This window comes from Olivibacter sitiensis DSM 17696, assembly GCF_000427965.1.
Lineage (GTDB): Bacteria > Bacteroidota > Bacteroidia > Sphingobacteriales > Sphingobacteriaceae > Olivibacter > Olivibacter sitiensis.
Genome location: NZ_ATZA01000040.1, coordinates 13,032 through 33,218, shown reverse-complemented (window position 1 = coordinate 33,218; position 20,187 = coordinate 13,032). Strand labels below are relative to the sequence as shown.

The following is a 20,187-nucleotide window of genomic DNA, read 5'->3' as shown; positions in this document are numbered from 1 at the left end:
ACCGACCGGAGGGAGATGCGCACACGGTGCGGCGGGTTGCTGGCGGGGTCTTTTGCGGCGGAGCGTAGCGGAGCAAGGCAAAGACCGTGACAGCGGCAAGCGGGAGCAAAATGCCGAGCTGCCGCAGGCCAGCGCCTGACCGACCGGAGGGAGATGCGCACAAATGGGCGAAGCCAGCCGCTGGGATGGCTCAAGGCCTGCATAAGCCCGAGCGATGGCCTTTCGGGAGCGGAGGCCGAATAGATGCCAAGCCCAACTTAACATAATGTGATTATAACAACTGGCGGGGATGCGTTGATAGTTGCAGGATAGGGTAGGAGCACCGACGTTGATAGTTGCAGACCAGTTTTATAATAGCACATTATGTTTAAGGATGGGATGTGGTTCGCGTTCATAGCTGCTTAGCACGGTTGAAAGGCCGTTTGACAGGTTACGCATCCCGTCAGGGTGCGAAGTACGCCAATGGCCCACGCCAATAGCTACACCGCCCGAACTGATTGCCCCTGCTTTGTGGGGGTATGAAGTGAGGGCGATTTGAGCGTTGGGACGATGGCAAGGCCTTGCAGAAATGGAGCGTAGCGGAATGGATGACAGGCTTTGCCATGTGCGAGTGCCGCCAATGGCATTTTTTGCGAAGCGGGGAAAGGGGCAAAAATGCTATTGGCGGCACATGGCCATCAGCCCGACCCGTAGGGGTGCGCCCAAATCAGAAAAAATCAAGATAAATGCTGTCGTACCCACGTGGTTTGACCTCAAAATCGGTTGAGATTTCCTTGCCGTCGGGCGTTGTGGCCACTATTTTGTAATTACCCGCTTTGAGCCTTAGCAGGGCGAATTTTTCTTGGTCGCAATCGAATCGGCGGCGTGTGATAAACGTGGCAGGGACGTTTGGGACGTTGGGGGGTTGGTAGATGGAAATATCTAAATGACAGACGTTTGTGTGTACTTGGAAGTCGTGTAGTTTTTCGGGGTCGAAGTTGCTTTTCTCGCAAGCGAGAAAGAGCATGGCGGTGATGGGGATGATTGTTTTTTTCATGATGGTGCTTATAAATGGGCGACCGCAAGTGTCGCCCGTACTTATTGGATTATCAAAAAAGTGATTTGGCCTGTGTAGTGTGTCGGGTTTGGTACCGTTGGCTTTGAGAGCTGGGCGAGTTTTTCTTTTTGCTTGAGCAATTGGGTGTTTGATTTTGGTCTGTAGCTGTCTAGCTGTTTTGCGAGGTTGATGATTTGGTTGCGCAAGTGGTCTTCTTGGTAGGGATTTTTTGCGTTTTTGAGGTTTTGTTGCAGGTTTTGGAGTTCTGTTTTCATGTTCTCATATTTTTTATTTTCCTGTTGTATTTGGTTTTCCTCTATTTCTATTTCCCGCTGTAGTCGCAAAATTTCGAGCTGGTTCGGCCTTGTGGCCTGTTTGTCGGTTTCCTGAAAGATGATGCCATATTGGTTCTGAAAACTGAAATAGGTGTTTGCGGAGGGCTTGCCGTCTATGATGGCCGTGGCGTTTTCGCTGGCGAAAATGACGGCATTGGTGATGAAATGGCCATTCAAGATGGAGTTTAAACTATCGATTTTAATATTTTCGAAATTGACGATTTGCGTTTCTTTAGGGATTTGGGTTTTGCTGACCTTGAAGTCGTGAATGGTGATGCCATCCACGTCCGTGGCGAGGCTGATAAAAGTGCCGTCCTGATAAAGGACGGCGTTTTTGTCGCTGGCGGTTACGACAATGGCGGTGCCTTGGTTGCGCTCCTGAAAGTGGCTATAATCATATTCGAGTTGGATAAAATTTTGGTTGTTCCTGAACTCTGCGGCTACGTGCTTGAGGTCGCTGAAAGCGTTGTTTAGCTGCATCCAAAAGCCGTTTGCGAACAAGTCCTGAAAGGTGAAGAGCATGAGGGTGAAAACGAAAAAGGCGATTCCCTCTGCCTTGATGTCGGTTGCCTTGAAACGGTACTCGGGCTTGGCTGGGATGACGCAAGGATTTTTGATGAACGGATAGAAAAATGGGATGCCCTGGATTGTCACCATGTCGAGTATGAAATGGGAAAGGACAGAAAAAAAGAAAATAAGGGTGGCTGATGGCAGATGGATGAAATAGCGGTTTGCAAGGTGAAAGGCGAGCGTGGAGGCGAGCAAAAACAGTAGCGAGTGCGTGATGGTGCGATGGCTGTATTTCTTGGCTATCATGCGAGCGATGGGATAGCAGAGCTTGCCGATGATGGAGCGTGTGTGGTCGATGTCTGGCAGTAGCGAAGCTACGGCCGTAATGACTAGATAGGCGGGTGCTTGGAAAACATTAACATTCCAAAGCGAGGCGCAAATGCCTGTGAAAACTAGTCCGCCAGCGAGGTGATTTGGTGTTGTCATGTTGATTTTGTTTTTAAGCGGGCGACCGCAAGGGCGCGCCCGTACGTATGCGATTGATGGGCGCATGCAAGCCCTTACAGGACGGGCGCATGCAAGATGCGCCCCTACAGGTTTTTACGTTTGAGGCCACGGAATATTGGCCGTGATATAATCAATAGTATCATACCGATGGCACCGATGAGGCGCAAGTTTGGGTTTTCCAGGTCCCGTGCGAGGTAGCGCATGGCGGTCATGATGGCTATGAGCAATACGAGGGCAAATGACATGTCTATTTCCTGCAATGCACCTACGTGGCGGTGCTTTAGCACGGCTTCGTTGGTGAGGAACGGCTCTGCCCTGTACCGCTCTATCATTTCTGTTATGGCACGAGGGTTTCCGCCAGTCTGGTCATAGATATGGTTTCGGAACAGTTCGGGGTTTTCGACTTCCATGCCCGTGGCGTGGTGGTGTATGAGGCGCATGGCGTTTTCCCTGTCCAGGGGTTTTAGCTTCATGACCTCGAAGTTCCAAAGAAAGGCGGTATCGCTGGCCTTGATTTCTCGGGCGGAGGTGACGATGACGAATGTATCTTTGAGCCTGTCGAGGACTTTTTTGCCGCTGGGGGTGATGCGTGTGATGTCATCAATCATTAAGACGTATTCCTTTGGCTCTACGGCTTGTTTTATGAGTTCGCAAAGGTTGAGGGCTGTTTCCCTTTGGACTTTGGTTGCTATCTGGTCTTTGCTGAATTCTTTCCAAATGAGCGCTAGGACGGCGTTTTTGTCGTTCTCGTGGAGGAGCAAAAGGATGTTGGCCAGTGAGCCCTTGAAGTTTTCGGTGTCATCTATCTTGAGCATTTTCTTTTGGGTCTGTATTTGTTTTAGGAGATGTGATTTGCCCAGCCCCGTGGGTGCAATAACGATGGTGTTGATGTTCTTGGATACGTTTTCGTTGAGTTGGCGGATTTCGGCATTGCGTCCGAAAGTGGCGCTTTCACGCGCAAAATCTAGGTTGATGATTTTGCGGGCTGGGGTTCGGATTTTGTCGAGTAATCTTTGCAGCCAGTTTCTTTTTCCGCTGGTAACGAGATTGACACGCTCTTTTAGCTTGTCGGTAGGGATGGATGCGTATATCAAGGTGGTATCGTAACTGGAATGGCCTAGCATGGTCTTGATTTCTTCCAACTTGGTTCCCTCGTTGAGGTGGTGGGTGGCGAATGTATGCCGCAAGGCGTGTGGGTGCAGCTGGGGAATGCCAAGGGCAATTTTTTTGGTTGCGAGTATGCGCCACACCCGTTTGCGGCCGATGTGTCCATCGGCGGAATGCGATGGGAATAGAAAGGCATCGGGCTGCGTGGTCTTGAGCGTGGGGAGGTAGTTTGCTATGGCCTGGTACAACCTATCGGACATGGGTACGGTGCGTATGGTTGTTTTGTCTCTTTTCTTGAGTGAGTGGACATTGATGATATTGTGCTTGAAGTCGAAGTTTTGCAGCCGTAGGCTGCATGCTTCTGATACACGAAGGCCTGCATCGAGCATGAGCAGTATGAGGCATTTTTGCTTGTAGTTCTTTGCTGAACGGAGGAGCAAATCGGCTTCAGATTTGGAGAGGTAGTGAATTTCGGGCATAATCTTGTGCTTTTATGGGCGCATGCGGGATGCGCCCTTACCTGATGGGCGCACACGTAGGTGCGCCCGTACTTTTGTCATTTTAAAATCATAAAGTTTGTTTTAAGGGCATATGGCAAGATTGGGCGTCCGCAAGGGTTCGCCCGTACGCTGTAAAAAGTCAAAAACTTCGAAATCATCTTACCTAAGTTACCTAAGCGTTTTAAAGTGTTCATAATCAAATAATTAAAATTAAAAATTCATCTTACCTAAAGTTACCTGAACTTACCTAAGTTACCTAAGAATGATTCTAAATAAGGTTATCTTACCTAAGGTTAACAAATTGAAAATCAATTTGTTGCGAAGCCATTTTGGCGGTTTTAGGTAAGATAGGTAACTTGATTTGGTTCATCTTACCTAAAGTTACCTAGCTTATTATCAACCTGTTAAGTGGCTTTAGGTAAGATAGGTAACTTGTTTTTTATTTTTCTGTTCAAATGAAAACGGGATAGGGGCGCACTCAAGGTGCGGCCCTACCAAACGGGCAAAACGTGGCACTGTGACAGGGTAAGATATAGGCCGTCTGCAATGATGACGATGGGCTGGCATTGTGCGCCATGGTCGACCGCAAGGGTCGCCCCTACGTCTATTTCGGTGACTTCACGGCCATGCTGGTCTATTATCTTTTCTATGCGCCTGTAGCGGATGATATCGTATGGCAATGTGCTGGTGATGTACATGTTGATTTTGATTTTCATGGCACTAGTTCTTTGATGTTGATGGATTTTATCATTTCGGCGGTTTCTTGGTTTGATAGCCTGTAGTATTCGGTGTAGTAGGCTGCTTTGTGCTGAATGGCTTTTTTGAGGTTGTCTGCTGAACTGGCCAGTATGTCCAGTACGGCCACGGCGGGCATGCCGCCTTGCATTGTTGTGGTGATGTGGTAGTAACCGCCCTGGGCGGTGACCTCGATGGTGATGGTGAAGTTTTCTTTCATGGTACTAAAAGATTTGAGGGTGTGACAATGGGGACTTTTGGGGCGTATGCGATACGCCCGTGCTGCCTGATATGGGGTAGAGCTCGGAGACGATGCAGAAATAGCCGTAGACTTGTTTTTCCTTGTGCTTGATGCGCTCGTAGCCCAGGGCGGAGAGTGCCTTGCCTATCTGTATCTTGTTGAGGTTGATGCCCAGCGGTTGCAGGTGCAGCATAATCTCTGTACTGGTAAGGAAATCGGCTTGCGGATTGGTCTCGATAGTGGGCTTGAAATACTTGTTTATGAGTTCCTGCTCTGTTGAGAGTATTTGGTATTGCTGGTTGCGGCGTTCGTTGTCTGCGATGTCGGAAAGGGACATTTCGCAATCAAATCCGTTTTGCGCAAGGTGCAGGGCTTGCGCCCAAACCTTGTCTATGTTGATGTCGGTCTTGTAGGCCCAATTGATGCCCGTTATCTCGAAGCATAGCCAGCGGACGCTTCCCGTTTCGTCCGCTAGAAATGTGTCCATATTGGTGCTGCCGATGAAGCTGCATACCCTTGGCAGGATGGTGTTTTTCCTGTCGTATGGCAAGCGTTCGTTTACGGTTGTCTTGGAGAAATAGGATTTGAGGGAGTTGATTTCTTTCCGAGAAAGCACGGCCAGCTCGTCGAGGTTTATTAGGAAATTCTTGCATAAGAGTACACGTGCGTCCTTGTCGTTGCTGATGTCCTCTGCTATGTAGTCTGCGAGGGTGGGCGGGCAAAGAAAGCGGCAAAACGTGGACTTGCCGCTGTTCTGTCCCTTGTGAACGAGTACGAAAGCTTGCTTATTGAAATAGTCTGGAATGAGGGCACACTTGACGGTGCGCACGAGCCATTTCTTGAAATGGTAGGCAAAGGTGATGGGGTCTTTGGCCTGTACGTAGTAGGCGAGTTTTTCTATAATCTCGATGCCGTCCCATTTGGGCAGGTGCGCAAAGTAGTCCTGAATGGGATTGTACTCGGGTACGAAATCGGATTTGAGAATGGCCAACAGGTTGTTGATGGAGACCTTGACGTTGTTCTTTTGCAGCTCGATGAAAAGCGAATTTTCGTTGAGCGGCTGCCATGCGGTGGAGCCTTTGCGGCAATATTCGATAGCGAGTGCGATATTGTTGTAACGGAACTTGTAGCGTTTTGATAGGTACGATTCGGTGACGTGGAAGATGGTTTGCGTTTCGGGCGCAAAATCTTGCGCCCCTGCGAGGGATTCTTCTACGAGTTCCCTGAAATTTTCCTTGGTGTGGGCCTGGAAATAATCGGCGATGTCGTTAATCTGATTGCCCGCAAGATGGATTTGCAATAGGTTGTACTCTGCTGCAATCTTGGATTGGGCTTCCTTGCCAGGGGCGTCGTTGTCGTAGCAGATAATTAGATGGTCTGTCTTTTGTCGCAATTGCGCTATTTGCGCTTCTGTGACGAAGTGGTTTTCTGAACGGAAGGAAACGGCTGGAAAGCCGTTTGCGTTCAATATAAGGCAATCTTTTTTGCCCGCTGCAATGATGATAAACTCGTGCTTGTCTGCCAGCAGCATGTGCAGGCCGAAAATATCGGCAGGGGAGAGGTTGTTGTAGAAAAACTTCTTTGCTTTCTTTTCGGGCTGGTTTGGAATGTAAATTTCTGCGTTTCCGTTGACCTCGTAGATAAATCCGAGTACGTTCTTGAACAGCTTTATCTTGGTGATTTCTTGTTTTTTGCTATTCCAGTACTCGAATTTGTCCAACGGCTTAACGTTGAAATATTCCAGGACGTCCTCTGTGACGTTCCAGTTTCCTTGCATCCAGTAGGCGTAATGTTCGTTGGTCCAGGCTTTGGCCGTGTAGCTGAAATGCTTGTGGGTACTGATTCCAAATTCCTGTGCTATAGCTTCGAGTACCTTGTGGAATTCGGTCTTGCAGTCTATTCCCTTTAGGTCTGCCACGAACTGCCAAACGTCTCCTTGCTTTCCCGTGCTGAAACACTTGAATGTGTTGTTTTGGTAGAGCCTGAAGGATGGATTGCTGTCGGATGAAAAGGGGCTGGAAATGTTTCCCTTTGGCAAATGTGTGATTTGCAGAAATTTGAAAAATATTTCTCTTTCGGAGACTGAATTTAAAACTGTACTTTTGTCCATGTCTTTAGAATGTGAGGTTTGTAAAGATTTTAATTAAGCCCTGAAACTCTTCGGGGCTTTTTGTTTTTGTGGCCATAGCCGATAATTTGTTGATGATGGCGGTGCGTTCGGCCTGTAGGTTGTTTTTTCTTTCTTCATAAGATTTTTTGTACGTGAGCCATTCCTTGAGCGTGGACTGGTTGTTTTGGTATTTTCCTTGCTCGATGTCGTGTATTTGGTTTTCGTAGGTTTCGAAGTTTTTAATGGCGATTTTGAGTTTGTCTGCATCGGCAAATAGTTGGTCTATCTGGATTTCCAGCTGTTGGATTTCTTTGTCGAGTTCTGATTGCATCTGGAACTTTAGGCGCTCTAGCTCGATTTGGTTGCGCTGCTTTGTTTGGCGGTAGCTGGCGATGGACTGCAGGCTGAACGAAAGCCCGAAACCCGTGCGTGTGGAATATGTGGGCGATGGGATTTTTGCGAGCCAGTCGGATTTTCGGGATTGTACAAGATAATTGTACAAAGTATCTAATTGTCGAGTACGGAATTTGATATAGTTGTTGAGAATGATTTTTGTATCTTGCGCACTAACTTTAGTAAAAAATATTGTACAAATGGAAAAGGCGAAAAATGCGCATACGAAACGCATATAAAATATCCTAGGGTATTTTGTGTTATAATTTATATTATGTTAAGTTGAAATTTCCTAGCCACTCCCTACTTTAAATGATATTCACAAACCATATAATTCATGAGATCTATTGCAGAGCTGCCACATCCAGACTTTAAGATTTCCATTTTCTCCATGAATCAAAAGTTCATTGTCAAAATTGAACAAGGTACATTAGAGCAAGTATACAAAATAGCGGAAATTGATTTACTAGATGGTATAAACGATCTGTTCCAATTATTGGACGAAGAATTCCTAAATAGCGTAAATAAACGATTCAGTGAAATGCGTGTAGACTTTAAAAGCGCTTATCAACGAAATGAATTGTAGCTGTATTATTTGTTTATAAAAAACTACACAATATCTTTATTTACAGATTATTAAATTTTAAAACAAAATAATATTCTGTCTAGTACGGCTTAATTAATGATATCACAGTTATACATATGAACGAATACGTAAGCAAATCAATTATAAATAATTGATTTTTAAATTATTAAAAATACAAACAAAATTATATTTGGGCATCATTTAGCAGTTTTTTAGCCAATACAGCTACTCCAATGCTAGCCAAATCGTTTATCAGCCGGAAATCGTTATGTCCTTTCGCTATTTCGTCTGCATTTGGATCTATCAGGTATTTGGGTATTCCTTCAGGTACATAATCCAACAGGCTTGCCGCCGGATATACCTGTAAGGATGTTCCCACGACAATGAAAATATCTGCAGTTTGGCATAGCTGTAAGGCAGGTATCATCATAGGTACCTGCTCTCCGAACCAAACTACGTGAGGGCGCAATTGTGAGCCCTTGCTACAGGTCTCCCCCATCGAGATTTCGGAGCCTGCTATATCATACGTCAAATTTGGATCGACACTCGATTGCGCTTTTGTGATGAGTCCGTGCAGATGAAGGATGTTTTTGGATCCAGCCCTTTCATGAAGGTCGTCTATATTTTGTGTAATGATACGCACATCGTAAGCATCTTCTAGTTCGACCAGCGCTTGATGTGCCGCATTCGGCATGGCAGCCAATACATCTTTTCGTCTTATATTGTAAAACCGTTGTACCAATTCAGGATTCCTCTGCCATGCTCCAGGCGTAGCAACGTCCTCCACATGATAGCCCTCCCATAAGCCATCGGCTCCACGGAAAGTTTGCAATCCGCTCTCAGCGGATATCCCCGCTCCTGTCAATACAACAATCTTTTTCGAACGTCCGGTTTGCATATGCCTTACTTGTTATCGTCAATTACTTGGATAGATTCCCTATACAATTCCAAGGGCTTATCCAATAAGATGGCTATTACGGTCATACTGTTGTCCAGTCTATCCTTAGGAATATCGATGTACACCAATCCCGGAACATTGCTCCAGTACAGTTTATTATACAAGCCATAGTCTATCATACTGCCCTCTCCCACTATTCGCACGCGTTGCACGGTATTCTTCAGACCTTTCAGAGCTATTGGGCCCGTTGGCATGCCTTCCACAAAAAGAAACAAGGTCATTTTATCTGCCGAAAGAGCACTATAGCCATTGTAATGTCCCTTCGGCAAGGCCCTCCCTGTTTTGTACAATGCCTCGGCATGTTTTTTTATCCATTCAAAAAAACGGCTATTTTCACTTATGCCCGAGATCTGGCTTATGTTAAAATCAAGCCCATCGATGGTCAATCCAGATTGATCCAACAAGTTGTTACCGCCGTTAAGTCGGTAAATGAGCTCATCTATCTGCAGGTTCGCACGTTCTTCACTAGCAATGCTTTCAATTGGTTCGTCAGGCCACTGCCCCATAGCATCTGCCGCAACCGTGCGTGCCGCTTCTTCCAGTTGCAGGGCCACTACCGTTACATCTTCGTCTTCATCATGTTCTGGCAATTCCAATAATAGCCTGCCACCTTCTTGTTTAAATGCTATTGGCCTGTTGGATTCAGAAACGACGTATGCCTCCAGAACCCTGGAAGCCAGCCCGCGAATAGCCATATTTTTCACACCGTGTTTCTCCCAATACAGGTATAAGGTTTTGCCGTCTTTGCTCAGTGCATTCCTACCATTAAAATCGAGTCCCTCCAAACCTGCCCTCGTACCATAGATAGCATGTTGGTGTTTCTTAGTCCATTTTCCTATTGCCTTGAGAACATCCACCTGTTCCTGGGGAATGCTACCATCTGCCTTAGGTCCTATATCCAACAGCAAGTTTCCCCCCATAGCGATACAGTCGACCAATGTCCTGATCAACATATTGGCTGACTTATATTTCCTGTCAAAAGGCTGATAGCCCCACGAGTCGTTTATGGTATAACAAAGTTCCCAATAGGATGCTTGAGGTCTTACTATAGGTACACCCTGCTCGGGAGTATCATAGTCTCCGTAACTCCCCAATCTAGAATTAATCACAATATCCGGATTTTCTTCCCTTAAGATGGATGCAATGACAGGAGCACGCCATTCTGCGTCACTATGCTCCCAATCACCATCAAACCACATGAGATCCGGGTGGTAGGCTGCACCGAGTTCTCGAAGCTGTTGTTGTTGATAGCGAATAAACCTGTTCCATCGAGTGGCATCGTCTTTTAGCTCGTATCTCTTGCGATATCTGGTGAAAACATCATAATCTGGATGACTCCAGTCCGGCAATGAATAATAAATCCCCACTTTGAGTTCCTTTTCTCTCAAGGCCTTTACAAAGGGGCTCAGCAAATCACTTTTCGCAGCAGCATCTTTCACTGCAGTAATGGCCCTAGGTGCACTGCTAGGCCAAAGAGACACACCGTCATGGTGTTTGCTGGTAATGACACTGTACTTTGCTCCGCTAGCTTCAATTAAGGCAGCCCACTGCGTGGCGTCATAAGCTGAGGCTGTGAAACCGTTCAGTTGGGACATGTAGTTTTCGTGATTGATATAGTTGTTATAAAATGACCAAGATTCCGATATACCCCTGACCGAATATATCCCCCAGTGCACGAAAACACCAAATTTAGCATCTCGAAACCATTCCATTTTTCTTTCTTCGTGTATCATTCCAGCTTTATTGTCCTGTGCCCTTACAGTTGGCAAGAACAAGAAGCAAAACAAACAACACAGTACATAAAACTTCATAGCATTGGAAACACACATTAAAGTACGCATAGGCATCAAGTTATTTTCATTTGTAGAGGTAAAATCTATCTGGGCCTGTCCTCAAAAAACAGCTCATGCAAGCTTCATCACCATTAAAAAAACAAACCGAGTGTAACGAGCTCATTTATACCATTGAATACTTGCACTCGTAAATAAATAATTATTCGGATGAAAATAAGAAAAATATTTCGTTTTTTGCGTTACACAATTGTGCAAAATAATGGTTAATGAAAATATCGATAGCTTTGATTAACTATTTTCTGCATGCATTGTTTTTATCTCAATTAACTGGTAAATACATCTCCTATGGTTAACAAGAAATATCCATTTTATATCAAGCTGGCATGCGTGTTGGTCAGCATCATTTCCTTGGGCTATCTCGCTATTTTAGGGAGGACAATTTTGGCTCCATTCATTTTTGCTTTTTTGTGCTCAATGGTATTGTTGCCCCTTTCAAATTTCCTGGAGCGCAAATGTAAAATTCCTCGTGCTTTCTCCTCCTTTTTATCCTTGATTACATTGGTGGTCTGCATTGTGCTGATTGGTTACGCCATAGGCAGCCAAATGACCAATCTCTCTGAAGATTGGCCCGCTTTTAAGGATCAGGTCATCTATTCCAGCAGGCACTTGCAAGAATGGATTTCAAACACCTTTCATGTCACCAATCAAGCACAAATAGAGTATTTGACAGATGCGGCAAGCAAATCCATTAATACGGGAACTACGATATTGAGCCACACTTTATTGTCCCTGTCCTCCCTATTATTGTTTTTGATGTTTACTTTTTTATTCACCTTTTTCATCCTCTTGCATCGTCGGCTTTTGCTCAGGTTCATCGTCTCCCTGTTCCCCGAGCAGCATAGTGTGACCGTATATGCCATCGTGAATCAAGTGGAATATATTGTAAAGCGTTATATCTTGGGCCTGCTATTGCAAATGATCATCGTCAGTACCCTCACGTTCATTGCATTCAGTATTATCGGTGTGAAATACGCCCTATTACTTAGCCTCATCACGGGTGTGTTCAACGTCATACCTTATATAGGCATCATTACCGCTGCCCTACTGGCCATGCTCATCACCTTCGCCACTGCCAGTACCGGACATTTGTTTTTTGTATTATTGGCTTATATAGTCATCCATGCCATAGATGGAAATTATATTATGCCCAAGATCGTCGGGTCTAAGGTACAGATCAATACCTTAATCGCCTTAGTGGGATTGGTATTAGGAGAAATGCTATGGGGCATTATGGGTATGTTCCTATCCTTGCCTGTTATCGCTATATTTAAGGTGATTTTTGATCGAGTGGACGAGCTAAAGCCTTGGGGTATGTTGATAGGCGAAGACGATATTGACAAACATAATAAGTCGGCCGTCCAACAGGTACAGGAAGACGAGCAGAGGCTCGAGGACGAATAATCCCTGCCTTTACCAAGGGATGACATCATGAAACCAAGACATTGGCATAAAAACATTACCTTTGCGCTTTAAAAATACTTCAAAGCATACAATGTCTACATCAGTCCCCGAAGACGGCACTTTACTTCCTTTGATGGAAGAGTTTTACACTATTCAAGGTGAGGGCTATCATACCGGCAAAGCGGCCTATTTCATCCGTTTGGGGGGGTGCGACGTAGGCTGCCATTGGTGCGATGTGAAAGAAAGCTGGGATGCTGCGCTTCATCCCCTCACCCACGCAGACACCATTATTGAACACGCCAAGCAATTCCCTTCCAAGACGGTAGTAGTCACCGGCGGTGAGCCGCTGATCTATAACCTGGACTATTTGACGAAAGGATTGCAGCAAGCCGGTATAAAGACATTCATGGAAACATCAGGCGCCTACCCTTTGAGTGGTTCATGGGATTGGATTTGCCTTTCTCCCAAAAAGTTTAAGGCTCCAAGAGCGGACGTTATGGCTGCTGCTGGCGAACTGAAGGTTATTGTATTCAATAAAAGTGATTTTGACTGGGCGGAAACCCATGCCGCCATGGTGGCACCGCACGTAAAGCTTTACCTACAGCCCGAATGGTCTAGAGCCAAAGAAATGACTCCTTTGATTGTGGATTACGTCATGGAAAATCCCAAGTGGGAAATCTCTCTACAAACGCATAAATATCTGAATATCCCTTAAACGGGTAAAAAGTTATAAGGCATAAGGTTTATGAGGTATAAGGAATGTAATAGGCATAGGGTTTTATCTTTCATGTATGACAAAACTTTACACACTAAAATCCTATGCCTTTGGAACCATGCCGCCTTCTACCCTATACCTTACTCCTATTAGGAGTAGCGATATATAGATCCTCTTCAATGAATGTTTCATCCCCCTCTTTTGCTGCCAGATAACGCTCTGCTTCCAGCGCTGCCATACAGCCACTCCCCGCTGCCGTTACGGCTTGACGGTAGATATGGTCTTGGACATCTCCCGCAGCAAAAATCCCCTTGATATTGGTTTGAGTGGAATCTGCTTTAGTGATGATGTAGCCATTGTCGTCTAGGTCTAGCCACCCTTGGAATATTTCCGTATTGGGCTTGTGCCCTATAGCTACAAAAAAGCCAGTGATGTCCAACGTGCTTTCATCATTCGTTTTGTTGTTTACAACGCGCAAGCCATTTACAGCTTGGTCGTCTCCTAGCACCTCTAAGGCTTCGGTATTATAGTGGATGACGATATTAGGGGTATTGAGTACCCTGTTTTGCATGGCTTTGGATGCCCTAAACTCATCACGCCTTACCAACATATGTACTTTATTTGCCAATTTGGCCAAGTAAGTAGCTTCTTCAGCGGCGGTATCGCCAGCCCCAACTATAGCCACGTCTTGTCCTTTGAAGAAAAACCCATCGCAAACGGCACAAGCCGATACACCAAACCCATTGTATTTCTGTTCACTTTCCAAACCCAGCCATTTTGCCGTGGCGCCCGTAGCAATAATCACCGTATCGGCCGTTATCTGCTTGACCTCATCTATGGTAACACTGTGCTTTGGGCCGGTAAAATCAACGGAAGTGGCATAACCAAACCTGATTTCGGTACCGAAACGTTCAGCCTGTTTTCTGAAATCTTCCATCATAACAGGCCCCATGATACCATCTGGATAGCCCGGGAAATTATCGACATCCGTGGTTTGGGTCAATTGTCCACCGGGTACAAAACCAGTGTACATTACAGGTTTGAGATCTGCACGTGCGGCATAAATAGCCGCTGTATAACCTGCGGGTCCAGATCCTATGATAAGACATTTGATATGTTCTATAACTTGTTCTTCCATGATACTATTTAGTTTATTCCCCTGTACGAAAGGTGAGCATAAAATATAGTGCAAATATAGGTTGTTAGCTGCTCAAAACCAATCTTATTGAGCCCTTGTAATCAATTCTATTAGTGTTTGACATTGAGATAACGGAATAGCAATCCCGATTTATTATTCTTCGAAGACGGCATCAATGTCTATTACAAGACCTGGAAGGACAGCTGTATCGAACCGCTCACCCAGCGTAAGCATCTTGGTGGGAACGTACCTGCCATCCAGCCCCAAGATATAGCGCATAAGCGATTTACTTTCCGGCCATACTATCCAATATTCTTTCACTCCCGCCATTTCATAGACATCGTACTTATAACGAAGTTCCCTACTATTATTACCTGGAGATAATATCTCTACAACAATATCGGGAGCACCTAAACAACCTCTATCATCCAATTTTTCCGAATCGCACACGACAATGATATCAGGCTGTAATACATTGTATATAAGTTTATCATCTGTCGATTTTTGTTTTGTGGGGAGACGAACATCAAAAGGAGCCGAATATACCTTACAAGGCTTGTGCCTGAGAAAATTGCCTAAGAGGAGAAAAAGATTTTTGGAAATATCCTGATGAATCCTGCTTGGAGCAGGACTCATTTTGAACAGCTTGCCTTTTATTAGTTCTACTCGATCCTCGAAAGTCCAGCGCAAATAATCGGAATAAGAATAATAAGCAGCGGGATCCAGGTCGTTGAAACAATTAACCTCCTCCTGTGCATCGTCTTTGCCGTATTCTTTGTATGGACGTAGCGCTCCCATATATGCTCTGCTTTCTTAACTACCCACAAAAATAATAATTTTATTAGCAAAATTCAAAGTTAACACAGACAACATCTACTTTGAATCATCAAAAAACATATACAAAGCTGTATCTTTGCCTCAATATGTCATTGGAAAGATCAAGGTATAGCCGCATGATAAAGGAAGAGGCCAAGAGGTTGGGATTCTTGTCTTGCGGCATATCGAGGGCGACGTTTTTGGAGGAAGAGGCGCCCAGATTGGAAAAATGGCTTAAAGGTGGCATGCATGGCAAGATGGCTTATATGGAGAACCATTTTGACAAGCGTTTGGATCCAAGGTTGCTCGTTGATGATGCCAAATCCGTTATTTCCTTGTCGCTCAATTATTACACTGCACAATCACAAAAGGACACCAATGCCCCTAAAATTTCAAAATACGCATATGGCGAAGATTATCATCACGTTATAAAGGATAAGCTAAAGAGATTACTTAGCTTTATGAAAGCAGAAATTGGCGAAATTGGTGGACGGGCATTTGTCGATTCTGCGCCTGTATTGGATAAGGCATGGGCAACAAGAGCAGGTCTTGGCTGGATAGGAAAACATTCCAATTTACTGAACAGACAACACGGTTCATTTTTCTTTCTCTGTGAATTGGTGGTCGATATACAACTGGAATACGACGTTGCTCCCACAAAAGATTATTGTGGCACATGCACCAAATGCATTGATGCCTGCCCTACCGAAGCGATCGTTGGCCCAAAAATAGTGGACGGAAGTAAGTGCATATCCTACCTCACCATAGAATTGAAAGAGGAAACGCCAAGCTATTTTAAGCATAAATTAGATAATTGGATGTTTGGTTGCGACATTTGCCAAGATGTATGTCCTTGGAACAAGTTTTCCAAGCCACATGAGGAGGCCGCATTTACACCGCATGAAAGCTTGTTGGATATGACCAAGCAAGACTGGGAAGAGTTGACGGAAGATACCTTTAAGAAGGTATTTAAGAAATCGGCCGTAAAACGGGCCAAATATGAAGGATTAACAAGGAACATTAAATTTTTGAGCTGACAGAAGATTATTTATGGAAAAAAACAGTAAACTTGAAATATTAGAGACATACATAGGAAAAACGATTAGCGACTTTGGTTCACCATTGACAAGGTGGCTAGCGCCAGAAGTCCTCAAGGTGGAGCCAGGACATTTGGAGTTTTCCTATATAGTAAGAGAAGACATGCTCAATAGCATCTCGTCCCTACACGGAGGAATATCTGCTGCCATTATTGACGATATCATCGGCTTCACGATGGTGACCGTCAAGGGAGAATCAGGTTTCTACGTAACGGTCAACAATGTGATAGACTACTTTGCGCCAGCATTTCTAGGTACCAAAATCGTCGCCAGCACCAGCTTGATCAAAAAAGGCAAGCAACTCAGTCACGTACAATGCGAGCTATGGAATGACACTAGAACTAGGTTGCTGGTGAGAGGTATTAGCAACATGATGTTTGTGCCAAAAAAAGATTAAATCGAGTGTATCACAGGCATTGAACATACAATAAGACCAAATGAAGCATTTAGCATATCTAAATAAATACCTGTACAAGTACCGATGGCGACTTATTCCCGGATTTATATTCGTCGTTATATCCAACTATTTCGGGGTTCTGCCCGCACAAGTCATCCGCATAGCTTTTGACTTGGTGAAAGAAAACATCGGACTGTACCAGCTTTTCGCTGGCTTTGATAGGCAGGCATTGGTGTACCAAGTTTTTGGCTATAGCTTGCTGCTATTTGGTGCCCTGGTTTTGCTGCTAGCCCTCATCAGGGGGCTGTTCTTATTTCTGATGCGGCAGACCATCATCCTGACATCACGCCATATAGAATATGATCTGAAAAACGAAATATACAGCCATTACCAAAAACTGGATATGGCATTCTTCCGAGCCAACAATACGGGTGATTTGATGAACAGGGTAACAGAAGATGTAAGCCGTGTGAGAGGCTATTTGGGTCCTGCCTTAATGCATAGCGTTAACATCTTGGTTATTTTCGTCATGGTAATTACCGCAATGTTCAATGTCAATGCACATTTGGCCGTTTATGCCTTACTCCCTATCCCCATTCTATCCATCATCGTCTTGTATGTCAACAAGATAATCAACCAACGCAGTCAAGTAATACAGGAACGACTTTCCTCTATGAGTTCGTTTGTCCAAGAAACGTTTTCTGGTATTCGGGTCATTAAATCGTACAACAGGGAAAGCAACAAACAGAATGCCTTTGAGGAAGAAAGCGTAGCATATAAAGATGCTTCCATATCCTTGATAAAAGTGCAAGCCTTTTTCTTTCCACTTATCGTATTACTTACCGGGCTAAGTACGGTCATAACCATTTATATTGGAGGGATAGAGGTGATGAAAGGTAGTATTACTTCGGGAAATATTGCCGAATTTATTGTGTACGTCAATCAATTGACTTTTCCGGTTATGTCCATTGCCTGGATAACCTCATTGGTACAACGTGCTGCAGCTTCGCAGAAGCGCATCAATGAGTTTTTGAAGACCACGCCCACCATCCTCTCTCCCACCACTGCCGACTTTAAGCTACAAGGCCACCTTGAGTTCCAAGAAGTCAGCTTCACTTATCCCAATACAGGCATCACGGCACTTAAGAATGTTTCCTTTCATGTCAAACCCGATCAGCTATTGGCCGTCATCGGTCGGACGGGCAGTGGCAAATCGACTATCGCACGCTTACTTATGCGCATGTACGATACTGACGAAGGAAAAGTAATGATTGATGGTCAGGACATAAAAACGATCAATTTGCATGATTATAGAAGTCAAGTTGGCTTTGTGCCACAAGAGGTTTTTCTCTTCTCAGACACCATAGGGCGCAATATCGCCTTTGGCTTAGACACTTTGGATATGGCCGTTGTGGAAAAGGCCGCCAAGCAAGCCGCCTTATACGAAAACATCATGCGTTTTGAACACCAGTTTGAAACGGAAATCGGCGAACGTGGCCTCACGTTATCAGGTGGGCAAAAACAGCGCCTATCCATTGCGAGAGCTTTGGCTATACAACCGCAGGTACTCGTTTTCGACGATTGCCTTTCTGCAGTAGACACCAAGACAGAAGAGGAAATATTGCAAAACCTCCGCCCCGTATTGCGAGGCAAAAGTGCATTATTCATAGCCCACCGCATTTCCAGCATCAAAAATGCAGATCATATTCTCCTTTTGGATAAGGAAAGTATCATAGAGCAGGGAACACACGATGACCTGATAGCACAAGGCGGTGCATATTTTGATCTATATCAGAAACAACTGCTAGAGGAGCAAGAAAGCTAAAGCCTACCTATACCTCATCTGTTGATGTTGCTGCTTATCGATGAGTGACATTTGGTCTTTCATCATTTTTATTTGATCGGCCAACAACTTGTTCTTATCAGCTCGCTTAGCCTCTTGCAACAATTGCAGCGCCTCCCTTTTGTTCCTTTTGGACATGGCAATACCAGCTAGACTCAGTTTGGCCAAAGCGATGTTGTGATCCATCTGCATGCCCAAAGATAAGGCCTTCTTGAAATACTTTTCAGACTGTAGGGGCGATTTACGGGACTCAATCAATCCTATCAGCAAATGGTAGTATCCATGTTGTGCGCGAATCAATTGTTTCTCATAATTGGTAATCCTATCCAAAAACTGTTTAGCTTTATCCATATTTTCTTTACGCAGATAAAACTGAGCTATCAGCATATTTTCATTAAAGAAAAAGGTGACAAAAACCAATATCGATAATAAGAGCACCGTAATACCCCATCCCCAATGACCAAATACCATTAAAGTGACAGAGGCACCCAATAGTGCGAAAGCTAGTATGATTCGAATAAAATTAGGCATATGTAATTTGCTTATTTGAGATTAAACTGCAAATATCTGTTTATTTAATGGAATTAGCAATTGTAAAGCTTATTATTACTGCGGGGTGGCCAAATCAAATTTTTTCAATTGCGTTATGACTTTAAGACCGATTTTAGCTATGTTTGAGTATGAGTATTGCATTGGAAAAAAGCTGGCTCGACGTGCTCGCCGATGAGTTTGAAAAGCCATACATGAAATCCCTTAAATCCTTTCTGACGGAAGAAAAGGCCAATCATCAAATTTACCCTCCTAATAAGCTAATATTTAATGCTTTCCAGCATACACCTTTTGACAAGGTAAAGGTCGTCATATTGGGCCAAGACCCCTACCACAATGTAGGACAGGCACATGGCCTATCTTTTTCGGTCCCCGAGGGCATAGCCATTCCTCCCTCACTACAGAACATGTACAAAGAATTGAGTAACGATATCGATGGATTCACCATACCACGTCACGGCAATTTGACCAAGTGGGCAGATCAGGGCGTACTCTTGCTGAATGCCACGCTTACCGTGAGAGCGCACCAGGCAGGTTCCCATCAAAAAAAGGGTTGGGAGCAGTTTACGGACGAAGCGATAACGAAGTTATCCCAACTCCGCGAGGGTTTGGTTTTCATTTTATGGGGGGCCTATGCCAGAAAAAAAATGGCGCTGATAGATACGAGCAAACACTGTGTAATCACCTCAGCTCACCCCTCTCCACTTTCAGCCCACAACGGCTTTTTCGGCAGCAAGCCCTTTTCCAAAGCCAATGCTTACCTCATATCGAAAGGGAAGACTCCAATAGACTGGCAGGTATGAGTACTTATTGCCAATTTAATACTCCATGGGCACAATAGGCTCCTTTTTTGAAGTAGACATGATCATCATCGTCTGGAAAGTCTTCACATAGGGTATCTTGCTGATCTTTTCCATGATGAGCTTTTCATAGCCCTTTATATCCTTCACATAAGCCTTGAGGATAAAATCACATGGCCCGGTTACGTGATGGCATTCCGTCACTTCTTGTATCGCCCTGATGGCCTCCACAAATTCTGGAATGGCATTGTGCGTATGAAAATCCAATTGGATTTGTATAAAAGTTTTAATGCCTATTCCAAGCTTTTCCTCGTCTACCAAGGCATGGTAACTTTTGATATAGCCGGCATTCTCCAATTTACGTACCCGTTCTAATGTGGGCGCTGGCGAAAGTCCAATATTGGAAGACAGTTGGAGATTGGTAATCCGTCCGTTCTCTTGCAGTAGCTTCAGGATTTGAAGATCTATTTTATCAGGTTCAAAGGCCATGCTCAAAAGTATAAAGTAAAAATGAAAATAAAAAAAGCAAACCGCTTGTTCCGACCCGCAACTCATAATCC

At 44.6% G+C, this 20,187-nt stretch carries 21 protein-coding genes; 8 read left to right on the top strand and 13 right to left on the bottom strand.

What is annotated here, in order from left to right:
* Positions 1-86: 86 nt before the first annotated feature.
* A complete protein-coding gene (locus A37S_RS27185) occupies positions 87-266 on the top strand; it encodes a hypothetical protein (protein ID WP_157278773.1) in 180 nt (59 codons plus the stop codon).
* A gap of 440 nt (positions 267-706) precedes the next feature.
* On the opposite strand, the gene A37S_RS0117345 is transcribed toward A37S_RS27185, so the two are convergent.
* The 7 genes from A37S_RS0117345 to A37S_RS0117315 all read right to left on the bottom strand — a co-directional run bounded on the left by A37S_RS0117345 (position 707) and on the right by A37S_RS0117315 (position 7,583).
* Complete coding sequence (locus tag A37S_RS0117345) at positions 707-1,036, bottom strand: hypothetical protein (RefSeq protein ID WP_028298092.1); 330 nt, start codon at positions 1,034-1,036, stop codon at positions 707-709.
* A gap of 41 nt (positions 1,037-1,077) precedes the next feature.
* Positions 1,078-2,367: a metal-dependent hydrolase gene (locus A37S_RS0117340; protein WP_028298091.1), complete on the bottom strand. Its 1,290-nt coding sequence runs from the start codon at positions 2,365-2,367 to the stop codon at positions 1,078-1,080.
* Positions 2,368-2,471: 104 nt separating this feature from the next.
* Positions 2,472-3,974: a tyrosine-type recombinase/integrase gene (locus tag A37S_RS0117335; protein WP_036602964.1), complete on the bottom strand. Its 1,503-nt coding sequence runs from the start codon at positions 3,972-3,974 to the stop codon at positions 2,472-2,474.
* Positions 3,975-4,486: 512 nt separating this feature from the next.
* Complete coding sequence (locus A37S_RS0117330; RefSeq protein ID WP_028298089.1) at positions 4,487-4,711, bottom strand: hypothetical protein; 225 nt, start codon at positions 4,709-4,711, stop codon at positions 4,487-4,489.
* Positions 4,708-4,950 carry a hypothetical protein gene (locus A37S_RS0117325; protein ID WP_028298088.1) on the bottom strand — a complete coding sequence of 81 codons (243 nt, stop codon included), beginning with the start codon at positions 4,948-4,950 and terminating at the stop codon, positions 4,708-4,710. The genes A37S_RS0117330 and A37S_RS0117325 overlap by 4 nt, the downstream gene beginning before the upstream one ends.
* A gap of 4 nt (positions 4,951-4,954) precedes the next feature.
* Positions 4,955-7,081: a VapE domain-containing protein gene (locus A37S_RS25110; RefSeq protein ID WP_084163954.1), complete on the bottom strand. Its 2,127-nt coding sequence runs from the start codon at positions 7,079-7,081 to the stop codon at positions 4,955-4,957.
* A 4-nt stretch (positions 7,082-7,085) separates the two neighbouring features.
* Positions 7,086-7,583 carry a hypothetical protein gene (locus tag A37S_RS0117315; protein WP_157278769.1) on the bottom strand — a complete coding sequence of 166 codons (498 nt, stop codon included), beginning with the start codon at positions 7,581-7,583 and terminating at the stop codon, positions 7,086-7,088.
* A 228-nt stretch (positions 7,584-7,811) separates the two neighbouring features.
* Between A37S_RS0117315 and A37S_RS0117310 the strand changes: the two genes are divergently transcribed.
* Complete coding sequence (locus A37S_RS0117310) at positions 7,812-8,060, top strand: hypothetical protein (protein WP_028298086.1); 249 nt, start codon at positions 7,812-7,814, stop codon at positions 8,058-8,060.
* Between the two features lie 184 nt (positions 8,061-8,244).
* On the opposite strand, the gene A37S_RS0117305 is transcribed toward A37S_RS0117310, so the two are convergent.
* Both A37S_RS0117305 and A37S_RS0117300 read right to left on the bottom strand, forming a co-directional pair.
* Entirely contained in the window at positions 8,245-8,958 is a 714-nt protein-coding gene (locus tag A37S_RS0117305) for an SIR2 family NAD-dependent protein deacylase (RefSeq protein WP_028298085.1), read from the bottom strand.
* A gap of 5 nt (positions 8,959-8,963) precedes the next feature.
* Positions 8,964-10,751 carry an alpha-L-fucosidase gene (locus tag A37S_RS0117300; RefSeq protein ID WP_245586417.1) on the bottom strand — a complete coding sequence of 596 codons (1,788 nt, stop codon included), beginning with the start codon at positions 10,749-10,751 and terminating at the stop codon, positions 8,964-8,966.
* A 405-nt stretch (positions 10,752-11,156) separates the two neighbouring features.
* On the opposite strand from A37S_RS0117300, the gene A37S_RS0117295 reads away from it, so the two are divergent.
* Complete coding sequence (locus A37S_RS0117295; protein WP_028298083.1) at positions 11,157-12,272, top strand: AI-2E family transporter; 1,116 nt, start codon at positions 11,157-11,159, stop codon at positions 12,270-12,272.
* A gap of 91 nt (positions 12,273-12,363) precedes the next feature.
* Positions 12,364-12,987: a 7-carboxy-7-deazaguanine synthase QueE gene (locus A37S_RS0117290; protein ID WP_028298082.1), complete on the top strand. Its 624-nt coding sequence runs from the start codon at positions 12,364-12,366 to the stop codon at positions 12,985-12,987.
* 133 nt (positions 12,988-13,120) lie between these two features.
* Here the strand turns inward: A37S_RS0117290 and trxB are convergent, their stop codons facing one another.
* Positions 13,121-14,125, bottom strand: coding sequence for a thioredoxin-disulfide reductase (trxB, locus tag A37S_RS25105; protein WP_036602960.1), 1,005 nt, complete (start codon positions 14,123-14,125; stop codon positions 13,121-13,123).
* Between the two features lie 153 nt (positions 14,126-14,278).
* Entirely contained in the window at positions 14,279-14,923 is a 645-nt protein-coding gene (locus A37S_RS0117280; protein ID WP_028298081.1) for a Uma2 family endonuclease, read from the bottom strand.
* A 155-nt stretch (positions 14,924-15,078) separates the two neighbouring features.
* Here A37S_RS0117280 and queG point away from each other — a divergent pair, with 155 nt between their 5' ends.
* Genes queG through A37S_RS0117265 form a run of 3 tightly spaced genes read left to right on the top strand, consistent with a single transcriptional unit; the run spans position 15,079 to position 18,260 of the window.
* Positions 15,079-15,978: a tRNA epoxyqueuosine(34) reductase QueG gene (gene queG / locus A37S_RS0117275; protein WP_342663607.1), complete on the top strand. Its 900-nt coding sequence runs from the start codon at positions 15,079-15,081 to the stop codon at positions 15,976-15,978.
* Positions 15,979-15,991: 13 nt separating this feature from the next.
* Positions 15,992-16,435: a PaaI family thioesterase gene (locus A37S_RS0117270; protein ID WP_028298079.1), complete on the top strand. Its 444-nt coding sequence runs from the start codon at positions 15,992-15,994 to the stop codon at positions 16,433-16,435.
* Between the two features lie 40 nt (positions 16,436-16,475).
* Positions 16,476-18,260 carry an ABC transporter ATP-binding protein gene (locus tag A37S_RS0117265; RefSeq protein ID WP_028298078.1) on the top strand — a complete coding sequence of 595 codons (1,785 nt, stop codon included), beginning with the start codon at positions 16,476-16,478 and terminating at the stop codon, positions 18,258-18,260.
* A 3-nt stretch (positions 18,261-18,263) separates the two neighbouring features.
* Here the strand turns inward: A37S_RS0117265 and A37S_RS0117260 are convergent, their stop codons facing one another.
* Complete coding sequence (locus A37S_RS0117260) at positions 18,264-18,809, bottom strand: tetratricopeptide repeat protein (RefSeq protein WP_028298077.1); 546 nt, start codon at positions 18,807-18,809, stop codon at positions 18,264-18,266.
* A 149-nt stretch (positions 18,810-18,958) separates the two neighbouring features.
* Here A37S_RS0117260 and ung point away from each other — a divergent pair, with 149 nt between their 5' ends.
* On the top strand, positions 18,959-19,630 hold the full coding sequence (ung, locus tag A37S_RS0117255) for a uracil-DNA glycosylase (protein WP_028298076.1): 672 nt from the start codon (positions 18,959-18,961) through the stop codon (positions 19,628-19,630).
* Between the two features lie 15 nt (positions 19,631-19,645).
* On the opposite strand, the gene A37S_RS0117250 is transcribed toward ung, so the two are convergent.
* Positions 19,646-20,116, bottom strand: coding sequence for an Lrp/AsnC family transcriptional regulator (locus A37S_RS0117250; protein ID WP_028298075.1), 471 nt, complete (start codon positions 20,114-20,116; stop codon positions 19,646-19,648).
* Positions 20,117-20,187: the final 71 nt, after the last annotated feature.